Origin of the sequence: Comamonas sp. lk, from assembly GCF_900564145.1 — a bacterium.
GTDB lineage: Bacteria > Pseudomonadota > Gammaproteobacteria > Burkholderiales > Burkholderiaceae_C > Comamonas.
This window is the reverse complement of the sequence record NZ_UOOB01000001.1, coordinates 3,624,653-3,639,942: the sequence shown is the minus strand read 5'-3', so window position 1 is coordinate 3,639,942 and position 15,290 is coordinate 3,624,653. Positions and strand designations below refer to the sequence as shown.

Here is a 15,290-nt window from a genome sequence, read left to right as displayed (position 1 = left end):
ACAGTGCCGGCCGCGCGAGAGGCGGCCTGCAAATCCCTGCGCATTTCCCCGGTGCTGGCGTCCCGCGCTTGCAGGCCGCGCTGGCTTGTGCGCACACGGGCCGGGGCTTCAGATGGCCGGATAGTCGCCCGTACCCTCGGGCCAGGCAGTCAGCACATCAAAGCCGGTTTCCGTGACCACCACCATATGCTCCCATTGGGCCGAGAGCGTTTTGTCGTTGGTGATCACCGTCCAGCCGTCAGCCAGCTCGCGCGTGGCGGCTTTGCCGGCGTTGAGCATGGGCTCGATGGTGAAGATCATGCCCGGCTGCAGCACCAGGCCCTGGCCCGGCGTGCCGTAGTGCAGCACCTGGGGCTCATCGTGGTAGACCTTGCCGATGCCGTGACCGCAATACTCGCGCACCACGGAAAAGCGCTCGCGGTGGGCCACGGTCTGGATGGCATGGCCCACATCGCCCAGCGTGGCGCCGGGCCTGACGGCATGAATGCCGGCTAGCAAGGCTTCGTAGGTGGTGTTGACCAGGCGCTTGGCCAGATTGCTGGGCTGGCCCACGTAATACATGCGGCTGGTGTCGCCAATCCAGCCCTCGGGCGTGGTCACGGCCACGTCCACATTGATGATGTCGCCTTCCTTGAGGATTTGCTTGGCATCGGGGATGCCGTGGCAGACCACGTGATTCACCGAAGTGCACACCGTCTTGGGAAAGCCGTGATAGCCCACATTGGTGGGCACGCATTGGAGCTCGTTGACTATGTAGTCATGGCAAAGCTGGTCCAGGTCTTGCGTGCTCACGCCGGGCTGTACATGGGGCGTGAGCATGGCCAGCACCTTGGCCGCCAGACCGCCGGCCTTGCGCGAGAGAAAAATGTCGCTGGCGTCGTTGATGGGCACGACTTTGTGCTTGCCGCGCTTCATTGCATGCCTCCCACCAGACGAACCGGGCGCGGGCGGCGCGCAGCAGCGTCGGCTGCATAGCTTTGCGAAGGCAGCAGCTCGCGCTCGGCCTGCTGCAACAGCAAGGCGCAGATGCCCTCGTAATTGAGCTGGGGGTGGTGCTCGGCCAGCTGGCCTACACGCAGCCAGTGCTCTGCCTGTGCATTGATGGAGCGGCCGAGGGCCGCACTGGAGACACGGATCTGGTCGTGCAACTGATCTGAAATTTTGACGATTCCCATGGCCGGGCATCATACGGTTGATATACGTTTCGTATATTGACAAATGCAAATCGCATTGTTTGGTGGCCGGGTTTGTCTGTGCTTGACATGGCAAACAAAAATACAAGGCTAAAAGAGGGCCTTGGGCCTGCAGTGCGCTAATTAATTTGATAGCGGCCGGCGCAAGCTGAATATGGGTTCTGTCGATGCGTAATCTGCATGGGTGGCCAAGTTTTTCGCAAGTGCCGCCTGCTGGGAATCAAGTCTTCTATTAGATATATATCATTCGAATTGCTCATATCCACATTGATTTTCTTGCTATCAAAACTGAAGAAGAATTGACGCAGAGCAAACCCGATCAAGGTTTGCAGCTTCCATTTTTGCAATCGGTGATCGGCGACCGGCCAAGAGGCGCTGACACAAGCTAGGGACTCTTCATGATCAAGGCACAAGAGCAGGCGGCGCAAGCCATTCAAGAGCCGCAAGCGCAACCGGCGGGGGGCGCGCGCATTGTGGTGGTGGGCGGCGGCGTGGCCGGGCTGGAAGTGGCCACGGCCCTGGGCAAGCTCAAAAGCGATTGCATCGACACGGTGACGCTGGTGGACAGCGACTCTGCCCATGTCTGGAAGCCCATGCTGCACACGATTGCCGCCGGAACCCGGGATCTGGCCCAGCAGCAGACCACCTATCTGGCCCAGGCCACGGATGCCCACTTTGCCTACCAGCCCGGCGAGATGTGCGGGCTGGATCGCAGTACCCGGGAGGTTTTGCTGGCGCCCATACAGGCTCCCGACGGCCGCGAGATCGTGCCCAGCCGCCGTCTGCCCTATGACAAACTGGTGATTGCCGTGGGCAGCGGTGCCAATGACTTCGGTACGCCCGGTGTGACCGAGCATTGCTTCATGATCGACTCGCGCCGCAAGGCCGATGCCTTCAATCAGGAGATTCGCCTGCGCATGGTGCAATGCATGACCAGTGGCGAGCAGTTGCAAGTGGCTATCGTGGGTGCCGGTGCCACCGGGGTGGAACTGGCTGCAGAGCTGGTACAGCTTGCGGAGAGTGCTACCGCTTACGGAGCGCTTGGCGTGGCCGCCAAATTCCGCATCGTGCTGATCGAGGCCGGCCCGCGCGTGCTGCCCAGCTTTCCCGAGGAAATCTCCGAAGCCACCCGCCAGCGGTTGGAGGCGCTAGGGGTTTCCGTCATCGTGAGCGGCCGGGTGAAAAGCGCCACGGCCCAGGGTTTCGAGCTGGCCAATGGCGAGCTGATTGCCGCCAGCCTGCGCGTGTGGGCGGCGGGCGTGAAGGCGCCGGAGTTCCTGACCCAGTTGGGCCTGGAGACCACGCGCAGCAATCAACTGCTGGTCAACGACGAGATGCAGACCAGCGATCCCGCTATTTACGCGCTGGGCGACTGCGCCAGCTACACCTTGCCGGGCCAGGAGTCGCCGCTGCCGCCCACGGCCCAGGTGGCCCACCAGCAGGCGCGCTATCTGATTGAGACCTTGCCGCATCTGCTGGAGCGTCCCGGCGCCAAGCCCGTGGGCTTTGCCTACCGCGATTTCGGTGCGCTGGTCTCGCTGGCGCAGTACGACGCTTATGGCTCGCTGGGCAAGTTCGGCCTGTTCAACGGCGGCGTGATTCGCGGGCGGCTGGCCATGCTCAGCCACATCATGTTGTACCGCTCGCACCAGGCGCGGCTGTACGGCTTCTGGCGCGGCGGCCTGCTGTGGCTGATCGACCTGATGAATTCGCGCCTGCGTCCCTCGATCCGGCTGGACTAACGTTTAGAAGACAGCTTTAAAGAAAGCCCTCTATAGGCAGCCAGCTCAGTATGCGTACCATGACCCGTTGCCACCAGCTGGTGCCGGGCTCGGTGGTGGTGGTCTGGTTTTCATGCGGAGGCTGCGGGTTCTGGCTGGTCCAGCTCAGCTGCTGCTTCTCGTTGAGCTGCACCTGGTAGGCCATGCGCGGCAGGTATTGATCCAGGGACTGCGTGATCTCGCCCGCCATGGCGGCGTCTTCTATGACCAGGCCCAGCTCGGTGTTGAGCAGGGCCGAGCGCGGATCGAAGTTGAACGAGCCCACAAACAGGCGCTGTCCGTCAATGGCAAAGGTCTTGGCATGTAGGCTGGCACCCGAGCTGCCGGTGGAGCTGCCGGCACCGCTGCCGACAGCGGCAGGAGAAGGCGCGGCGCGCTTCTCGCCCTTGGCTGCGGCTGCCGCCGCTGCTTGCGCGGCCGCAGTCTGCGGGCGCAGATCCAGCTGACGGCGCATCTCATACAGCTGCACCCCGCTTTGCAGCAGCGGCTTGCGGTATTTCTCGTAGCCAGCGTGTACGGCGGCCACGTCCGTGGCCTCCAGGCTGTTGGTCAGAATGCGCACGCGCACGCCTTGGCGTTGCAACTGGGCAAAGGCGTTGACGCCGGCCTCGGTGGGCACAAAGTAGGGCGAGATCAGATCCAGCTGCTTTTGCGGCTCGCCAATCACCGGCAGCAGCTGGGGCAGCAGCAGATGCTGGGGCTGGGCCTGGCTCAGCACCTTGGCCGGATCGTCGCTGACCAGAGTGGCGGGCGCCCATTGCAGGGGCAGGCTGCCGGCCACCAAATCCTGGCTGAAGCGGCTTTGTGCCACGGCGTGCACATAGGCCTGGGCTTCGGGGCGGCTGGCATCTGCGTGCAGGCCTTCATAAGCATGCTGCACGGCATAGTCGGGCATGACGGGCAGCAGACTGGCCACCGGATAGGCCGAGGCACTGGCCCAGTAGCGATCAAACTCGCGGCTGATGGACGGCACCACGGCGCCTATGGCCATCACATCCAGGTCGGCAAACAGCACGCCGTCGGTGGCGGCAAAGTACTCGTCGCCAATATTGCGCCCGCCCACGATGGAGGCCTGGCTGTCGGCCGTAAAGCTCTTGTTGTGCATGCGCCGCTGGGTGCGCGAGAACTCGGTCAGATAGCCCAGGTATTTGGGTGTGCGCAGGGCAAACGGGTTGAAGAGCCGCACCTCGATGGCCGGATGCTGGTCGAGGGCAGCCAGCGTGGCGTCCATGCCCGAGGTGCCGCCATCATCGAGCAGCAGGCGCACGCGCACGCCACGGTCTGCGGCGCGCAGCAACTCGTCGAGCAGCAGATGGCCGGTGATGTCGTTGCGCCAGATGTAGTACTGCACATCCAGCGTGCGCTCTGCCGCGCGGGCCAGCAGGGCGCGCGCCGCGTAGGCTGCATAGGCATCGCTGAGCGCATGAATGCCCGAGAGATCGGGGTGGGCCTGCTGCAGCGGCTGCAAGGCCTGGCCCAGCCGGGTTTGCAGGGCCTGCTGCGTATCCAGGGCCTGGCTTGCTGCACGTGGCGGCATGGGCGGCAGGCCGCAGCCCGCCAGGCTGGCGCTGAGCAGCAAGGCCGCAACAAGGGCGGCGGCAGAAGCGGGGCGAGGGCTGAGGCTGGGCATGTCCGGCAGTATGCCGCAGCGCTCATTGATCTGGCTTCAGGTGCGCCCGGGTGGCTTCAGATCTTGAGCGGCCCGGGCCTGCCGTCTTCCACCGCAAAGCGGGCCAGGGTGTAGACGTTGCTGTCGGCCTGCAGAGGATTGCTTACGGCGCGCAGCTCGGTAGTCATGCCGCGAGGGGTGATCTCCACCAGACTGTAGCCGCGCTCGTCGCAGCGGGCATACAGCACTTGCGGGTTGTGGTCCACGATGGCATCGACCCGCGCCTGGGTAGTGCCGCTGTGCGAGCTGATGGAGGTGGCGCAGAACTCGCTAGCCAAAATGGGGTTGGTCTTGTCCGGAGCCCGCTCGGCCTGGGCGGGCAGGGCGCAGACATAGTTCTGGTGAATGTCGCCGCCCAGAAGCACGCTGTTGTGCGGCGCGCTCTGGCTGATCTGCTGCACCAAGCGCTGGCGTGCGGCGGGGTAGCCATCCCAGGTGTCGGTCGATTGCCTGCCGCTGGGCAGGTGGCGGGCCGAGAACAGCGTGGTCTGCGCCAGCAGGCTCCAGCGCGCTGCGGCGGCGTGCTGGCGTGAGTCGGTCTGCAGCTGCCGGTACAGCCATTGCTCCTGATCCCAGCCCAGAAAGCTGCGGGCCGGCTCATGCAGGGCGCTGCATTGCTCGGGGTTGACGGTGCCGGTGCTGGCCTGCCAGGGCGGACGGCAGGCCTGGAGATCGCGGTATTGACGCCCATCCAGCAGATGGATGCGGGCCAGTTGCCCCCAGTTCAGCGTGCGGTACAGGCTCAGGCCTTGAAAGCCGGGCTGCAAGGACTTTGCGCGCAGCGGCATGTTTTCATAAAACGCCTGCCAGGCGGCCATGCGCCTGGCCAGAAACTGAGCGCTGTTCCCGCGCCCATATTCGGAGACATAGTCGTTCTCCACTTCGTGGTCGTCCCAGATCACCGACCAGTTGCACGCGGCATGGGCGGCTTGCAGATGGGTGTCGCTTTTGTGCAAGGCATAGCGGTCGCGGTAGTCCTGCAAGGTCTGGGCCGTGCGCAGCGGCTGGGGGCGGGCCAGGCCGTCGGGCTTGGCGGGCTTGGCGTATTCATAGATGTAGTCGCCCAGGAACAGCACCATGTCCGGCGACTGCCTGGCGGCATCGGCCCAGGCGCTGTAGAAGCCATGCTCCCAGCGCTGGCAGGACGCAAAGGCCAGGCGCAGCTTTTTCACGGCCGCACCCGCTGCCGGAGCCGTGCGGCAGCGGCCCGTGCTGCTCAAAGCCTCGCCGCAGCGGAAGCGGTAAAAGTACCAGCGGTCGGCGTCCAGGCCGTCGATCTGCACATGGAGCGCATGGCCGGACTCCGGTCTGGCCACGCTGCTGCCTCGGCGCACAGGCTGGCGAAACTGGGCGTCATGCGCCAGCTCCCAGTGCACCTCCATGGGCGGCAGATCGGGCACGGCGTCCGTGCCCAGATAGTCCAGCGCTGCCGTCAACCGGGTCCAGATCAGCACGTTGTCGGCCTGGGCATCGCCGCTGGCCACACCCAGCGTGAAAGGGTTGTGGCGCAGAGCTTCGCCCTGGCGCGCCCAGGCCGGCAGGCTGCCCAGGGCGCTGGTCAGGCTGGATGTGATCAAAAATCGGCGTCTATCCAATGTGGGTGTGCGGTACATGCTATGAAATTATTCAGCGGCCGTGGGCGTCTGCAGTTCCTGTGCTCCGGCAATGCTGCGCGGGCCGCGCTGTTTGGCGGCCAGCATGGCGGCATCGGCGCGGCGCAGCAGGTCCATGGACTGCTCATGCGGCTGCAACTGGGCAACTCCGGCCCCAAAGCTCAGCAAAAGCCGCGAGTCCGCTTGCAGCAAGGCATGGGTTTGCAGCTGTTGCTGCAGTCGTTGCACGGCGGGCACGGCATGGGCTTCGGCGGCTTCCGGCAGCAGCAGCAAAAAACGCTGACCGTCGTGGCGGCCCAGCACATCTTCGGGGCGCAACTGGCTGCGGGCGATATAGGCGAGATGCTGCAGCGCTGCATCTCCCGTGGCCTGGCCATGTTCCTGGTTGAGGGCGCGCATGCCGTCCATGTCCAGCAGCGCCACGGACAGCGGCTTGCCATGGCGGCGCGCGCGGGCCACTTCGCGCTCCAGCATCTCGGCGATGCCCAGGCGGTTGGGCAGACCGGTCAACTCGTCGATGCGGCTGCTTTGGGCCGCGGTTTGCAGTTGCTGGCGCAGTTGTTCGATCTGGGCCTCGCTCTGATCGGCGCGCTGCTGCAAATCCTGTAACTGGGTTTGCGCCACCTGCTGGCTGCGGGCCAGCAACTGCGTGGCGGCAAGCGCCTGCTGCAAGGCGGCGCTGGCCTGTTCGGGGCGGCTGGAGTCGGCCAGCTGCGCTGCAGCCTGCTCCAGTTGCTGGCCTGCGGCGCCTTGCTTTTGCTGCGTGCCCGCCAGCTGCTCGCTCAAGGCCGTCAGCAATTGCCTGAAGTGGTGCTCGGCCTGCTCCCAGTGGTCCTGGGTCTGCAGGCGCAGCAGCATCAGCTCGCGCAGCTGCTGCAAGGCGGTGCTCAGCTGGCTGGGCGAGCAAGGGGGGGTCAGTGCCTGTTGCAAGGCCTGGGCGGCGGGCGCCAGCCAGGGGCTGGAGACGGCCTCTTGCTGCCAGTGCCGGCCGCTGAGCTGTACAAAGCCATCCATCTGCTGCTGCAGCTGCTGTTGATCAGCTATCAAAAAAAGTAGCTTGTTGCGCTGTTGTTTAAACGTCTGCAGCAGTTTTTTGCTGGATATCTCAGGCGCATGCAGCAGCTCGGCCAGTGCCTGCTCCAGAGGCTGCGCTTGTGCGATAGGCAAGAGGCCGAGCAGGGCCTGCAGATAGCGCAGGATTTCCTGGCCCAGCGGCACCGGCAGCAGCGCGTCGGGCTCGGGCGGAGCAAGCTCCGGCGTTTGGAGCGTGGGATGGCTGTGCGCATGCAGCTCCAGCTCGGTATTGGCAAAAGCCGCCAGCACCTGCTGCAGCGCAGGCCAGCTGCGCTCTTCTATGCTCTGGGCCAGTTGCTGATTGAGCCGCTTCTGGCGCGGCGTCTGCGCCGGCAGCAGGGCCAGGATATGCCTCAGCGGCCCCTGGGGAAAGCTGGCGGCCGTGGGTTGGCCGCAGACTTCCTCATACACCGCCGTGTAGTTTTGCGGCGTGGGCGCCAGGCGCCGCAAGGCCAGCAGTTTCAGGGTTTCGCGGGCAAGGTCAGCAGGAGTGCGCTCGGCCATGAACAGACAAGTCCTTGTGGTGGGGCAAGGGCCTTAGTGTGGCAGAGCCGAAGCCGGCTGACGCTACTCGTTGACCAGCACCAGCTTGCCCTGCACCTGGCGCGAGCCCATGCGCTCATAGGCGGCAAACAGCTCGCTCATGGCCATGGTGCGGTCGATCACGGGCTTGATCTTGCCCTGGCCGTACCACAGGGCCAGCTCCTGCATCATGGCCGCGTTGTTCTGCGGCTCGCGCTTGGCAAAATCGCCCCAGAACACGCCTACCAGCGAGGCGCCTTTGAGCAGGGCCAGGTTCAGCGGCAGGGAGGGAATGGGGCCGGAGGCAAAACCCACGATCAGATAACGGCCGCGCCAGGCGATGGAGCGGAAAGCCGGTTCGGCAAAGTCGCCGCCCACGGGGTCGTAAATCACATCCGGGCCCTTGCCGTCGGTGGCGGCCTTGATGGCTTGGCGCAGATCGCCCTGGCTGTAGTTGATGGTGGCGTCCGCTCCCTGGGCCTTGCACAGTGCGCATTTTTCATCGGTCGAGGCGGCGGCAATCACGCGGGCTCCGGCGGCCTTGGCAATCTGGATGGCGGCCGTGCCCACGCCGCCGGCCGCGCCCAGCACCAGCACCGTTTCGCCGGCCTTGAGCTGGCCGCGGTCTATCAGTGCGTGGTGCGAGGTGGCATAGGTCATGATGAAGGCGGCGGCATCCACAAAGCTGAACGCATCGGGCAGTGGCATGCACATGGCGGCAGGCGCCAGCGTATGCGTGCCAAAACCTCCCGTGCCTGACAGGCAGGCCACGCGCTGGCCGATCTTGAGGTGTTTGACTCCTTCGCCCACGGCCTGCACCACGCCTGCGTACTCGGAGCCTGGCACGAAAGGCAGGGGCGGCTTGATCTGGTATTTGTTTTGCACGATCAGCAGATCGGGAAAATTCAGGCTGGCGGCCTTGAGCTCCAGCAAGACCTGACCGGGACCGGGCGTGGGTACGGGCAGCTCCGTCCAGCGCAGGGTTTCGACGCCAGTGGGGGTGGTGCAAAGCCAAGCGTGCATGATGTCTCCAGAAAGTGTGAGGGGAGGGCGCAGTGAGGCGGCAATTCGATGTAAAGCGGATGCCAGGATGTCGCCGCAGATGATAGAAGTGTGGTGCGAATGCCGCGTGTCTCTCCCGTGACGAATCCCCCGCCTACAATGCCCCGGCAATCCTTGCTGTATCCATGAAGATTCTTATTTGTAATGACGACGGCTTTCAGGCTCCTGGCATCGTGGCTTTGCACGATGCTTTACGCACTGTGGCCGACGTGGAAGTGGTGGCGCCTGAGCACAACAACAGCGCCAAATCCAACGCTCTGACGCTGAATGCGCCGCTGTATGTGCACAAGGCCTATAACGGCTTTCGCTATGTGAACGGCACGCCGGCCGACTGCGTGCACATCGCGCTGACGGGGCTGCTGGGCTACCGACCGGACCTGGTGGTCTCGGGCATCAACAACGGCGCCAACATGGGCGACGACACGATTTACTCGGGCACGGTGGGCGCGGCCATGGAGGGTTTTCTGTTCGGCATTCCCGCCATCGCCTTCTCGCAGGTGGACAAGGGCTGGGCCGAGCTGGAGGCCGCCGCGGCCACCGCCCGCCAGATGGTGCAGGACATGCAGGCCCAGCAGCTGATTGGCGACATGCCCTGGCTGCTCAACGTCAACATCCCGAATATGCCGCTGTCGGCCTTGAAGCCCGCCAAGCTGTGCCGTCTGGGCCGCCGCCATGCGGCAGAGCAGGCGATTCAGCAGCAAAGCCCGCGCGGCGAGACCATGTACTGGATCGGCAGCGCCGGTGCGGCCAAGGATGATTCCGAAGGCACGGATTTCCACGCCACGGCGCACGGTCATGTGTCCATGACGCCGCTCAAGGTCGATCTGACGGACCACGACAATCTTGGCTACTGGGCGCAAACCGCAGCCAAGTTGCAGTCTGCCGTCCAGACCAAGGAGCCGCTGTGAGCGAGCGTCCTCCCAGGCCGGTGCCGGGATGGATTGCGCGCTCGGCCCAGCCGGCGCCGGCCGGCCGTGCGACGGTGAGCCGTGCTCCCGCCATGGCAGCGGCTATGCGCGCGCCCGCACCTGCAGTAGGCCTGGGTCTGGACTCGGCGGCCGTGCGTACCCGCATGGCCCAGCGCCTGGAGGCTGCAGGCATTGCTCATCCAAGCGTGCTGCATGCCATGGCGACGGTGGAACGTCATCGTTTCGTCGATAGCGCTCTGGTCAATCAGGCCTATGAGGACACCAGCCTGCCCATAGGTCTGGGACAGACCATTTCTAAGCCCAGTGTGGTGGCCCGCATGATCGAGTTGCTGCTCAATTCCGAAGCCGGCAAGGCCGGGCTGGGGAGGGTGCTGGAGATCGGTACGGGCTGCGGCTATCAGGCTGCCGTGCTGGCCATGGTGGCCAAAGAGGTGTATTCGATAGAGCGCTTGCGTGGTTTGCACGAAAAAGCGCGTAACAATTTGCGACCGTGGCGCCTGGCCAATGCGCATCTGATCCTGGGCGACGGCATGCAGGGCTTTGCCAGCGGCGCGCCCTATGCGGGCATTATTTGCGCCGCCGGCGGCGCTGCTGTCCCCGATGCATGGTGTGATCAGCTGGCCGTGGGCGGACGTCTTGTGGCTCCGGTGGTCGTGTCTGCTGGCAAGCAGGCGCTGCTGGTGATTGACAAGAGTTCACACGGGTTTAAACAGTCGGTTTTGGAAGCGGTGAACTTTGTCCCTCTAAAATCGGGAATCGCCTAGAAGGAAATAGCTTATGTTGGTATCGCGCAGTCTTGGTGCATGGGGTACGGTTGTGCTGGCAGGTGTGATTCTTGCCGGTTGCTCGACTCAGGCAAACAGGGCTCCTGTGGAGGATCGCGGACAGTCGGCCTCCTCATCTGCAGCGTCGGAAAAGCCTTTGCCGGGCGCCGAAAACGCTGGCAAACCTGGTTACTACACCATCAAACCGGGTGACACGCTGATCAAGGTCGGCCTGGAGCACGGTCAGAGCTGGAAAGACATCGCTCGCTGGAGCAATCTGGACAATCCCAATGTGATTGAAGTCGGTCAAGTGGTGCGCGTGGTTCCGCCCGCACCTGTGGCCACGGCTGCATCGTCGGCTTCATCCGGTCGCGGTGTTGCTCCCGTGGTGGTCGGCAGCAACGGTGCTGCGTCCTCCGCCACGCCGGCGGCAACCCCCGCCGCAACACCTGCGCCCACGCCTGCAGCCACCGTGCCTGCAGCCAAGGGTGCGGATGATGTGAACTTCATCTGGCCTGCCAGCGGCAGCCTGCTGTCCGGTTTTGACGAAGCCCGCAACAAGGGTTACGACATCGGCGGCAAGGCCGGCGACTCGGTGGTGGCTGCTGCTGACGGTCGTGTGGTCTATGCCGGTGCCGGTCTGCGCGGCTACGGCAACCTGATCATCCTCAAGCACAACAACACCTATCTGACGGCCTACGCCCACAATCAGTCCCTGCTGGTCAAGGAAGACCAGTCGGTCAGAAAAGGCCAGAAGATTGCCGAGATGGGCAGCACCGATGCCGACCGCGTGAAGCTGCACTTTGAAGTGCGCCGCCAGGGCAAGCCGGTCGATCCTTCGCGCTATCTGCCTGCGCGCTAAATCTGCTTCAAGCATGGCTCAAGCAAAGAAAAGCAAGCCCGCATCACAAGCCCCTGCCTCGCAGGGGCTTGTGTCTTCTGGCGGGGATTCGACCTTTGACGAGGTGGCGGCCCACGCCCAGGCGCTGGCTCAGGCACTGTGGGATGAAGGCGCCGATGAGGCAGCATCGGACGGCGAAACAGAAATCCGCGACCTGCTGGTCACGGCCGAGTATCACGGCCAGCGTGCGGACAAGGTGCTGGCTCAAGGGGTTTCCGAGTTCTCGCGCAACTATCTGCAGCAGCTGCTGGCCGATGGCGCAGTCACGCTCAACGGCAAGCCGCTGGCCAAGCCTTCGGCCAAGGTCAATGTGGGCGACCGGCTGCGCGTGGAAATGCGGCCTACCCAGCAATCCATGGCTTTCCAGCCCGAGGCGATGGAGCTGAACGTGGTCTATGAGGACGACGATCTGCTGGTGGTCAACAAGCCTGCGGGCCTGGTGGTGCATCCGGCTCCCGGTAACTGGACGGGTACGCTGCTCAACGGCCTGCTGGCCCGTGACGAGAAAGCCCGTCAGGTGCCGCGAGCCGGCATTGTTCACCGTCTGGACAAGGACACCAGCGGCCTGATGGTGGTGGCACGCAACCGCGCCACCATGGATGCGCTGGTCAAGATGATTGCGGCGCGCGATGTCAGCCGCCAGTATCTGGCCATTGCTCACAAGGACTGGGGGCCGCGCAAGCACCGCGAGGTGAACGCGCCTATTGGCCGCGATCCGCGCAACCGTCTGCGCATGGCCGTGGTCGATCTGGCGGTGAATGCCGGCAAAACCGCACGCACCGACTTTGACTGGCTGGCGGGTGATGATCAGCGCTGCCTGGTGCGCTGCACCTTGCATACCGGACGCACCCACCAGATCCGGGTGCACATGGCTTCACTGGGTCATCCGCTGGTGGCCGACAGCGTGTATGGCGGACAGCCCCAAGGCGGTCTGACGCGCCAGGCGCTGCATGCCTTCAGGCTGGCCTTCGAGCATCCGGTCTCGCACAAACCCCTGGTTCTGCATGCTCCGCTGCCGCAAGACATGACGGCGGCACTGGATAATTGGGGCCTGCGTTACAATCCCCCGGAAAGCCTCTGACCATCGACACATGATGGCATTGATGGGGCGCTTCCTCTCTACATTGAAATTGGCGTCCCACCGGCTTGCGGTTGCGACAGCCTCTCCCGAAACGCTGCGCCTATGAATACGGTAGATGCCAAGCGGGTTCTTGAAACAGCATTGATTTGTGCTCTACAGCCAGTGACACTGCGCGAGATGCGCTCACTTTTTGATGACGTGCTGGGTTCGGATACCCTCAAGGATTTGTTGCTCGATCTGCAAAAAGATTGGTCACAAAAAGGGGTGGAGCTGGTGCAGGTGGCATCGGGCTGGCGGTTTCAAAGCCGTCCCGAGATGCGTATTTACCTGGATCGGCTGCATCCCGAAAAACCGCCCAAGTACACGCGCGCCACGCTGGAGACGCTGGCCATCATTGCCTACCGTCAGCCGGTCACGCGCGGAGACATTGAAGATATTCGGGGTGTGACGGTCAACAGTCTGCTGATCAAGCAGCTGGAAGATCGCGGCTGGATCGAGGTGATCGGTCACCGGGAAACCGTGGGCCGTCCTTCGCTGTTTGCCACCACCCGCCAGTTTCTGGACGATCTGGGCCTGCAATCGCTGGACCAGTTGCCCATGCTGGAGGAAACCCAAAGCCAGCAAAGCCTTTTCAAGGCGCTGGAAGAAGGTCAGCAGGACGCCGAGGTCGAGCAGGCCGACGACGGGCCGGTGCTGGAGTTGCCGGAGGCTTTGAACGCTGTGGAGGCCGTGAATCTGGCTGCTGCAGTGGATGAGGCCGAATCGGCCCCGGATGGCGACAGTGAGGAGGCGGCTGCGGCGCAGATGGCGACCGTGGCGCTGGACGATGAATTGGAGTCTGTGGCGAAGCCCGAGCCTGCATATGCAGTGCCTGAGTTGCAGTTGCAGGCAGCGCCGCAATCCGAGACAGGGATTGCGCCAGAACCTGAGCCGGAGATTCAGGAATTTGTGCCGATCGCGCCCCAGGCAGCAGTGCCCGGGCCGGTGGCGTCAAAAGTAGCGCAAAAGCAGGCGAAGCCGCAAAAGGCGCAGCCGGAGGCGATGGCGGGTGCAGGCGCCGGTGAAAAGCCGGCACGCCGGGAATGGCTGGGCTTGCGCGCCTTTTTGGAAGATGACTACGGCACCGACGCTGAAGGCGGTGCTGACGATGAACAGAATTTGGATGACGGCGAGAAAAGCGCCGCCGAGGGGAACCCTCAATGAACAACGAGACATCGACCCAGATGCAAGACGAGCCGCAAGCAACTCCTGCCGTCGAAAAAAAGCCCCGCAAGCCTCGCGTGGTCAAGCCCAAGCCCAAGCCCAAGGCCAAAGCCAAGGCTGCTGCGGCAAAGCCAGCGCGCAAGCGTGAGTCTGCCAAGCCCCGTACCAGCGCCCCAGTGGCCGCCACGGAGCAAGAGTTGCCTGAAGTGTTGGATGATGCTATCGAAACAGAAGCTGATGGCGCTGATGTGGAGCAGGCTGAAGGCCAAAATTCCAACAAATCCGCCAAGAACGCATCGCAAGGCTATGACTTTGACGATGTGATCTCCGGCGAGTTCGATGCCGACGAGGAAAACGACAACGCCATGCCCGCCAAGCGCGTGCTGGCGCCCCAGGTCGATTCGCCCAAGCTGCACAAGGTGCTGGCTCAGGCCGGCATGGGCTCGCGCCTGGAGATGGAGCAGCTGATTCTGGAGGGCCGTATCTCCGTCAACAACGAGCCAGCCCACGTGGGCCAGCGCGTGCAGTTCGGCGACGTGGTTAAGGTCAATGGTGAACCTATCCGTTTCCGTATCGATCCACCGCCAGCCCGTGTGATTGCCTATCACAAGCCCGTGGGTGAAGTGGTGACGCATGACGATCCACAAAACCGCCCCACCGTGTTTCGCAAGCTGCCCAGGCTGCAGCACGGCAAGTGGCAGTCTGTTGGCCGTCTGGATTTGAATACCGAAGGTCTGCTGCTGTTCACCAGCTCCGGCGAGCTGGCCAACAGCCTGATGCACCCCCGATTTGGCCTGGAGCGTGAATACGCGGCCCGCGTGCTGGGTGCACTGAGCAAGGACGAGAAAAAGCTGCTGACGGACGGCGTGCAGCTGGAAGATGGCATCGCCAGCTTCGGCTCCATCGAAGACGGCGGCGGTGAAGGTGCCAATCACTGGTACCGCGTGACCATCTCCGAAGGTCGCAACCGCGAAGTGCGCCGCATGTTCGAGTCTGTAGGCCACGCCGTGAGCCGCCTGATCCGTATCCGTTACGGCGCCATGATGCTGCCCCGCGGCTTGAAGCGCGGTGCCTGGGTGGAGCTGGATCAGGCCGATATCAAGGCGCTGATGGCTGTGGCCGGTGTCAAGGAGCGTGCTCCGGTTGATCGCGCGGTTGGCAATGGCCGCGGTGGTGATCGCAACGGCCGGGGTAATGGTCGCGGCAATTCGGGGCGTGGCTTCAATGCCGACCGTCCCCAGACAGGTCGCCGTGAAGGTGGTGGTCAGCGCCGCAGCGAGTGGGATGGCAACCGTCCGGCCCCCGTGGGTCTGTTCGACGAGCGCCAGCCCGCCAAGCCCTCGGCCAATGCCAACAACCGCTCGGGCAAGGGCGGCGGCGGTGGCCGCCAGCAAGGTCAGAGCAGCCAGCCCGATCCCATGCGCACCTCAGTGGGCTATATCGGTGGCGACAGCCTCTCGCGAGCCCGTCAGACCGCCAAGCGCCGCCGCTGATGCGT

Annotated in this window: 12 protein-coding genes and 1 pseudogene; 7 read left to right on the top strand and 6 right to left on the bottom strand. The window is 64.0% G+C overall.

From position 1 onward, the window contains the following. Positions 1-108: 108 nt before the first annotated feature. Together map and EAO39_RS16595 are read right to left on the bottom strand one after the other, a co-directional pair. Positions 109-915 (bottom strand): type I methionyl aminopeptidase, encoded by an 807-nt coding sequence (map, locus tag EAO39_RS16600; protein WP_120969535.1) that lies wholly within the window; start codon positions 913-915, stop codon positions 109-111. After that, positions 912-1,175 (bottom strand): ParD-like family protein, encoded by a 264-nt coding sequence (locus tag EAO39_RS16595; protein WP_120969532.1) that lies wholly within the window; start codon positions 1,173-1,175, stop codon positions 912-914. Before EAO39_RS16595 ends, map begins: the two co-directional genes overlap by 4 nt. 416 nt (positions 1,176-1,591) lie before the next feature. Here EAO39_RS16595 and EAO39_RS16590 point away from each other — a divergent pair, with 416 nt between their 5' ends. Beyond that, positions 1,592-2,935: an FAD-dependent oxidoreductase gene (locus EAO39_RS16590; protein WP_120969529.1), complete on the top strand. Its 1,344-nt coding sequence runs from the start codon at positions 1,592-1,594 to the stop codon at positions 2,933-2,935. Between the two features lie 16 nt (positions 2,936-2,951). Here EAO39_RS16590 and EAO39_RS16585 read toward each other — a convergent pair whose 3' ends face one another. The 4 genes from EAO39_RS16585 to EAO39_RS16570 form a co-directional block, all read right to left on the bottom strand. Continuing rightward, a complete protein-coding gene (locus EAO39_RS16585) occupies positions 2,952-4,604 on the bottom strand; it encodes a phospholipase D family protein (RefSeq protein ID WP_120969526.1) in 1,653 nt (550 codons plus the stop codon). 56 nt (positions 4,605-4,660) lie between these two features. Continuing rightward, positions 4,661-6,256 (bottom strand): alkaline phosphatase D family protein, encoded by a 1,596-nt coding sequence (locus tag EAO39_RS16580; RefSeq protein ID WP_120969523.1) that lies wholly within the window; start codon positions 6,254-6,256, stop codon positions 4,661-4,663. 9 nt (positions 6,257-6,265) lie between these two features. After that, positions 6,266-7,834, bottom strand: a complete 1,569-nt coding sequence (locus EAO39_RS16575; RefSeq protein ID WP_120969520.1) for a GGDEF domain-containing protein — start codon at positions 7,832-7,834, stop codon at positions 6,266-6,268. A gap of 63 nt (positions 7,835-7,897) precedes the next feature. Further along, positions 7,898-8,875, bottom strand: a complete 978-nt coding sequence (locus EAO39_RS16570) for an NADPH:quinone oxidoreductase family protein (RefSeq protein WP_120969517.1) — start codon at positions 8,873-8,875, stop codon at positions 7,898-7,900. 164 nt (positions 8,876-9,039) lie between these two features. On the opposite strand from EAO39_RS16570, the gene surE reads away from it, so the two are divergent. From surE to EAO39_RS16540, 6 genes and pseudogenes are all read left to right on the top strand, one after another. Beyond that, complete coding sequence (surE, locus tag EAO39_RS16565) at positions 9,040-9,822, top strand: 5'/3'-nucleotidase SurE (protein WP_120969514.1); 783 nt, start codon at positions 9,040-9,042, stop codon at positions 9,820-9,822. After that, entirely contained in the window at positions 9,819-10,607 is a 789-nt protein-coding gene (locus tag EAO39_RS16560; protein ID WP_120969511.1) for a protein-L-isoaspartate(D-aspartate) O-methyltransferase, read from the top strand. Before surE ends, EAO39_RS16560 begins: the two co-directional genes overlap by 4 nt. A 13-nt stretch (positions 10,608-10,620) precedes the next feature. Then, positions 10,621-11,469: a peptidoglycan DD-metalloendopeptidase family protein gene (locus EAO39_RS16555; RefSeq protein WP_120969508.1), complete on the top strand. Its 849-nt coding sequence runs from the start codon at positions 10,621-10,623 to the stop codon at positions 11,467-11,469. A gap of 13 nt (positions 11,470-11,482) precedes the next feature. Then, on the top strand, positions 11,483-12,589 hold the full coding sequence (locus tag EAO39_RS16550) for an RluA family pseudouridine synthase (RefSeq protein WP_120969505.1): 1,107 nt from the start codon (positions 11,483-11,485) through the stop codon (positions 12,587-12,589). 102 nt (positions 12,590-12,691) lie between these two features. Then, positions 12,692-13,237 (top strand): annotated as a pseudogene (gene scpB, locus EAO39_RS23105) (SMC-Scp complex subunit ScpB); the annotation flags it as partial. Between the two features lie 551 nt (positions 13,238-13,788). Next, entirely contained in the window at positions 13,789-15,285 is a 1,497-nt protein-coding gene (locus EAO39_RS16540; protein WP_120969502.1) for a pseudouridine synthase, read from the top strand. The last annotated feature ends 5 nt before the right edge of the window (positions 15,286-15,290 follow it).

Coding starts and splice junctions, on each gene's coding strand:
- EAO39_RS16540 (WP_120969502.1), top strand. CDS start 13,789: ATGAACAACGAGACATCGACCCAGATGCAAGACGAGCCGCAAGCAACT.
- EAO39_RS16590 (WP_120969529.1), top strand. CDS start 1,592: ATGATCAAGGCACAAGAGCAGGCGGCGCAAGCCATTCAAGAGCCGCAA.
- EAO39_RS16550 (WP_120969505.1), top strand. CDS start 11,483: ATGGCTCAAGCAAAGAAAAGCAAGCCCGCATCACAAGCCCCTGCCTCG.
- EAO39_RS16555 (WP_120969508.1), top strand. CDS start 10,621: ATGTTGGTATCGCGCAGTCTTGGTGCATGGGGTACGGTTGTGCTGGCA.
- EAO39_RS16595 (WP_120969532.1), bottom strand. CDS start 1,175: ATGGGAATCGTCAAAATTTCAGATCAGTTGCACGACCAGATCCGTGTC.
- EAO39_RS16585 (WP_120969526.1), bottom strand. CDS start 4,604: ATGCCCAGCCTCAGCCCTCGCCCCGCTTCTGCCGCCGCCCTTGTTGCG.
- EAO39_RS16580 (WP_120969523.1), bottom strand. CDS start 6,256: ATGTACCGCACACCCACATTGGATAGACGCCGATTTTTGATCACATCC.
- surE (WP_120969514.1), top strand. CDS start 9,040: ATGAAGATTCTTATTTGTAATGACGACGGCTTTCAGGCTCCTGGCATC.
- EAO39_RS16570 (WP_120969517.1), bottom strand. CDS start 8,875: ATGCACGCTTGGCTTTGCACCACCCCCACTGGCGTCGAAACCCTGCGC.
- EAO39_RS16575 (WP_120969520.1), bottom strand. CDS start 7,834: ATGGCCGAGCGCACTCCTGCTGACCTTGCCCGCGAAACCCTGAAACTG.
- map (WP_120969535.1), bottom strand. CDS start 915: ATGAAGCGCGGCAAGCACAAAGTCGTGCCCATCAACGACGCCAGCGAC.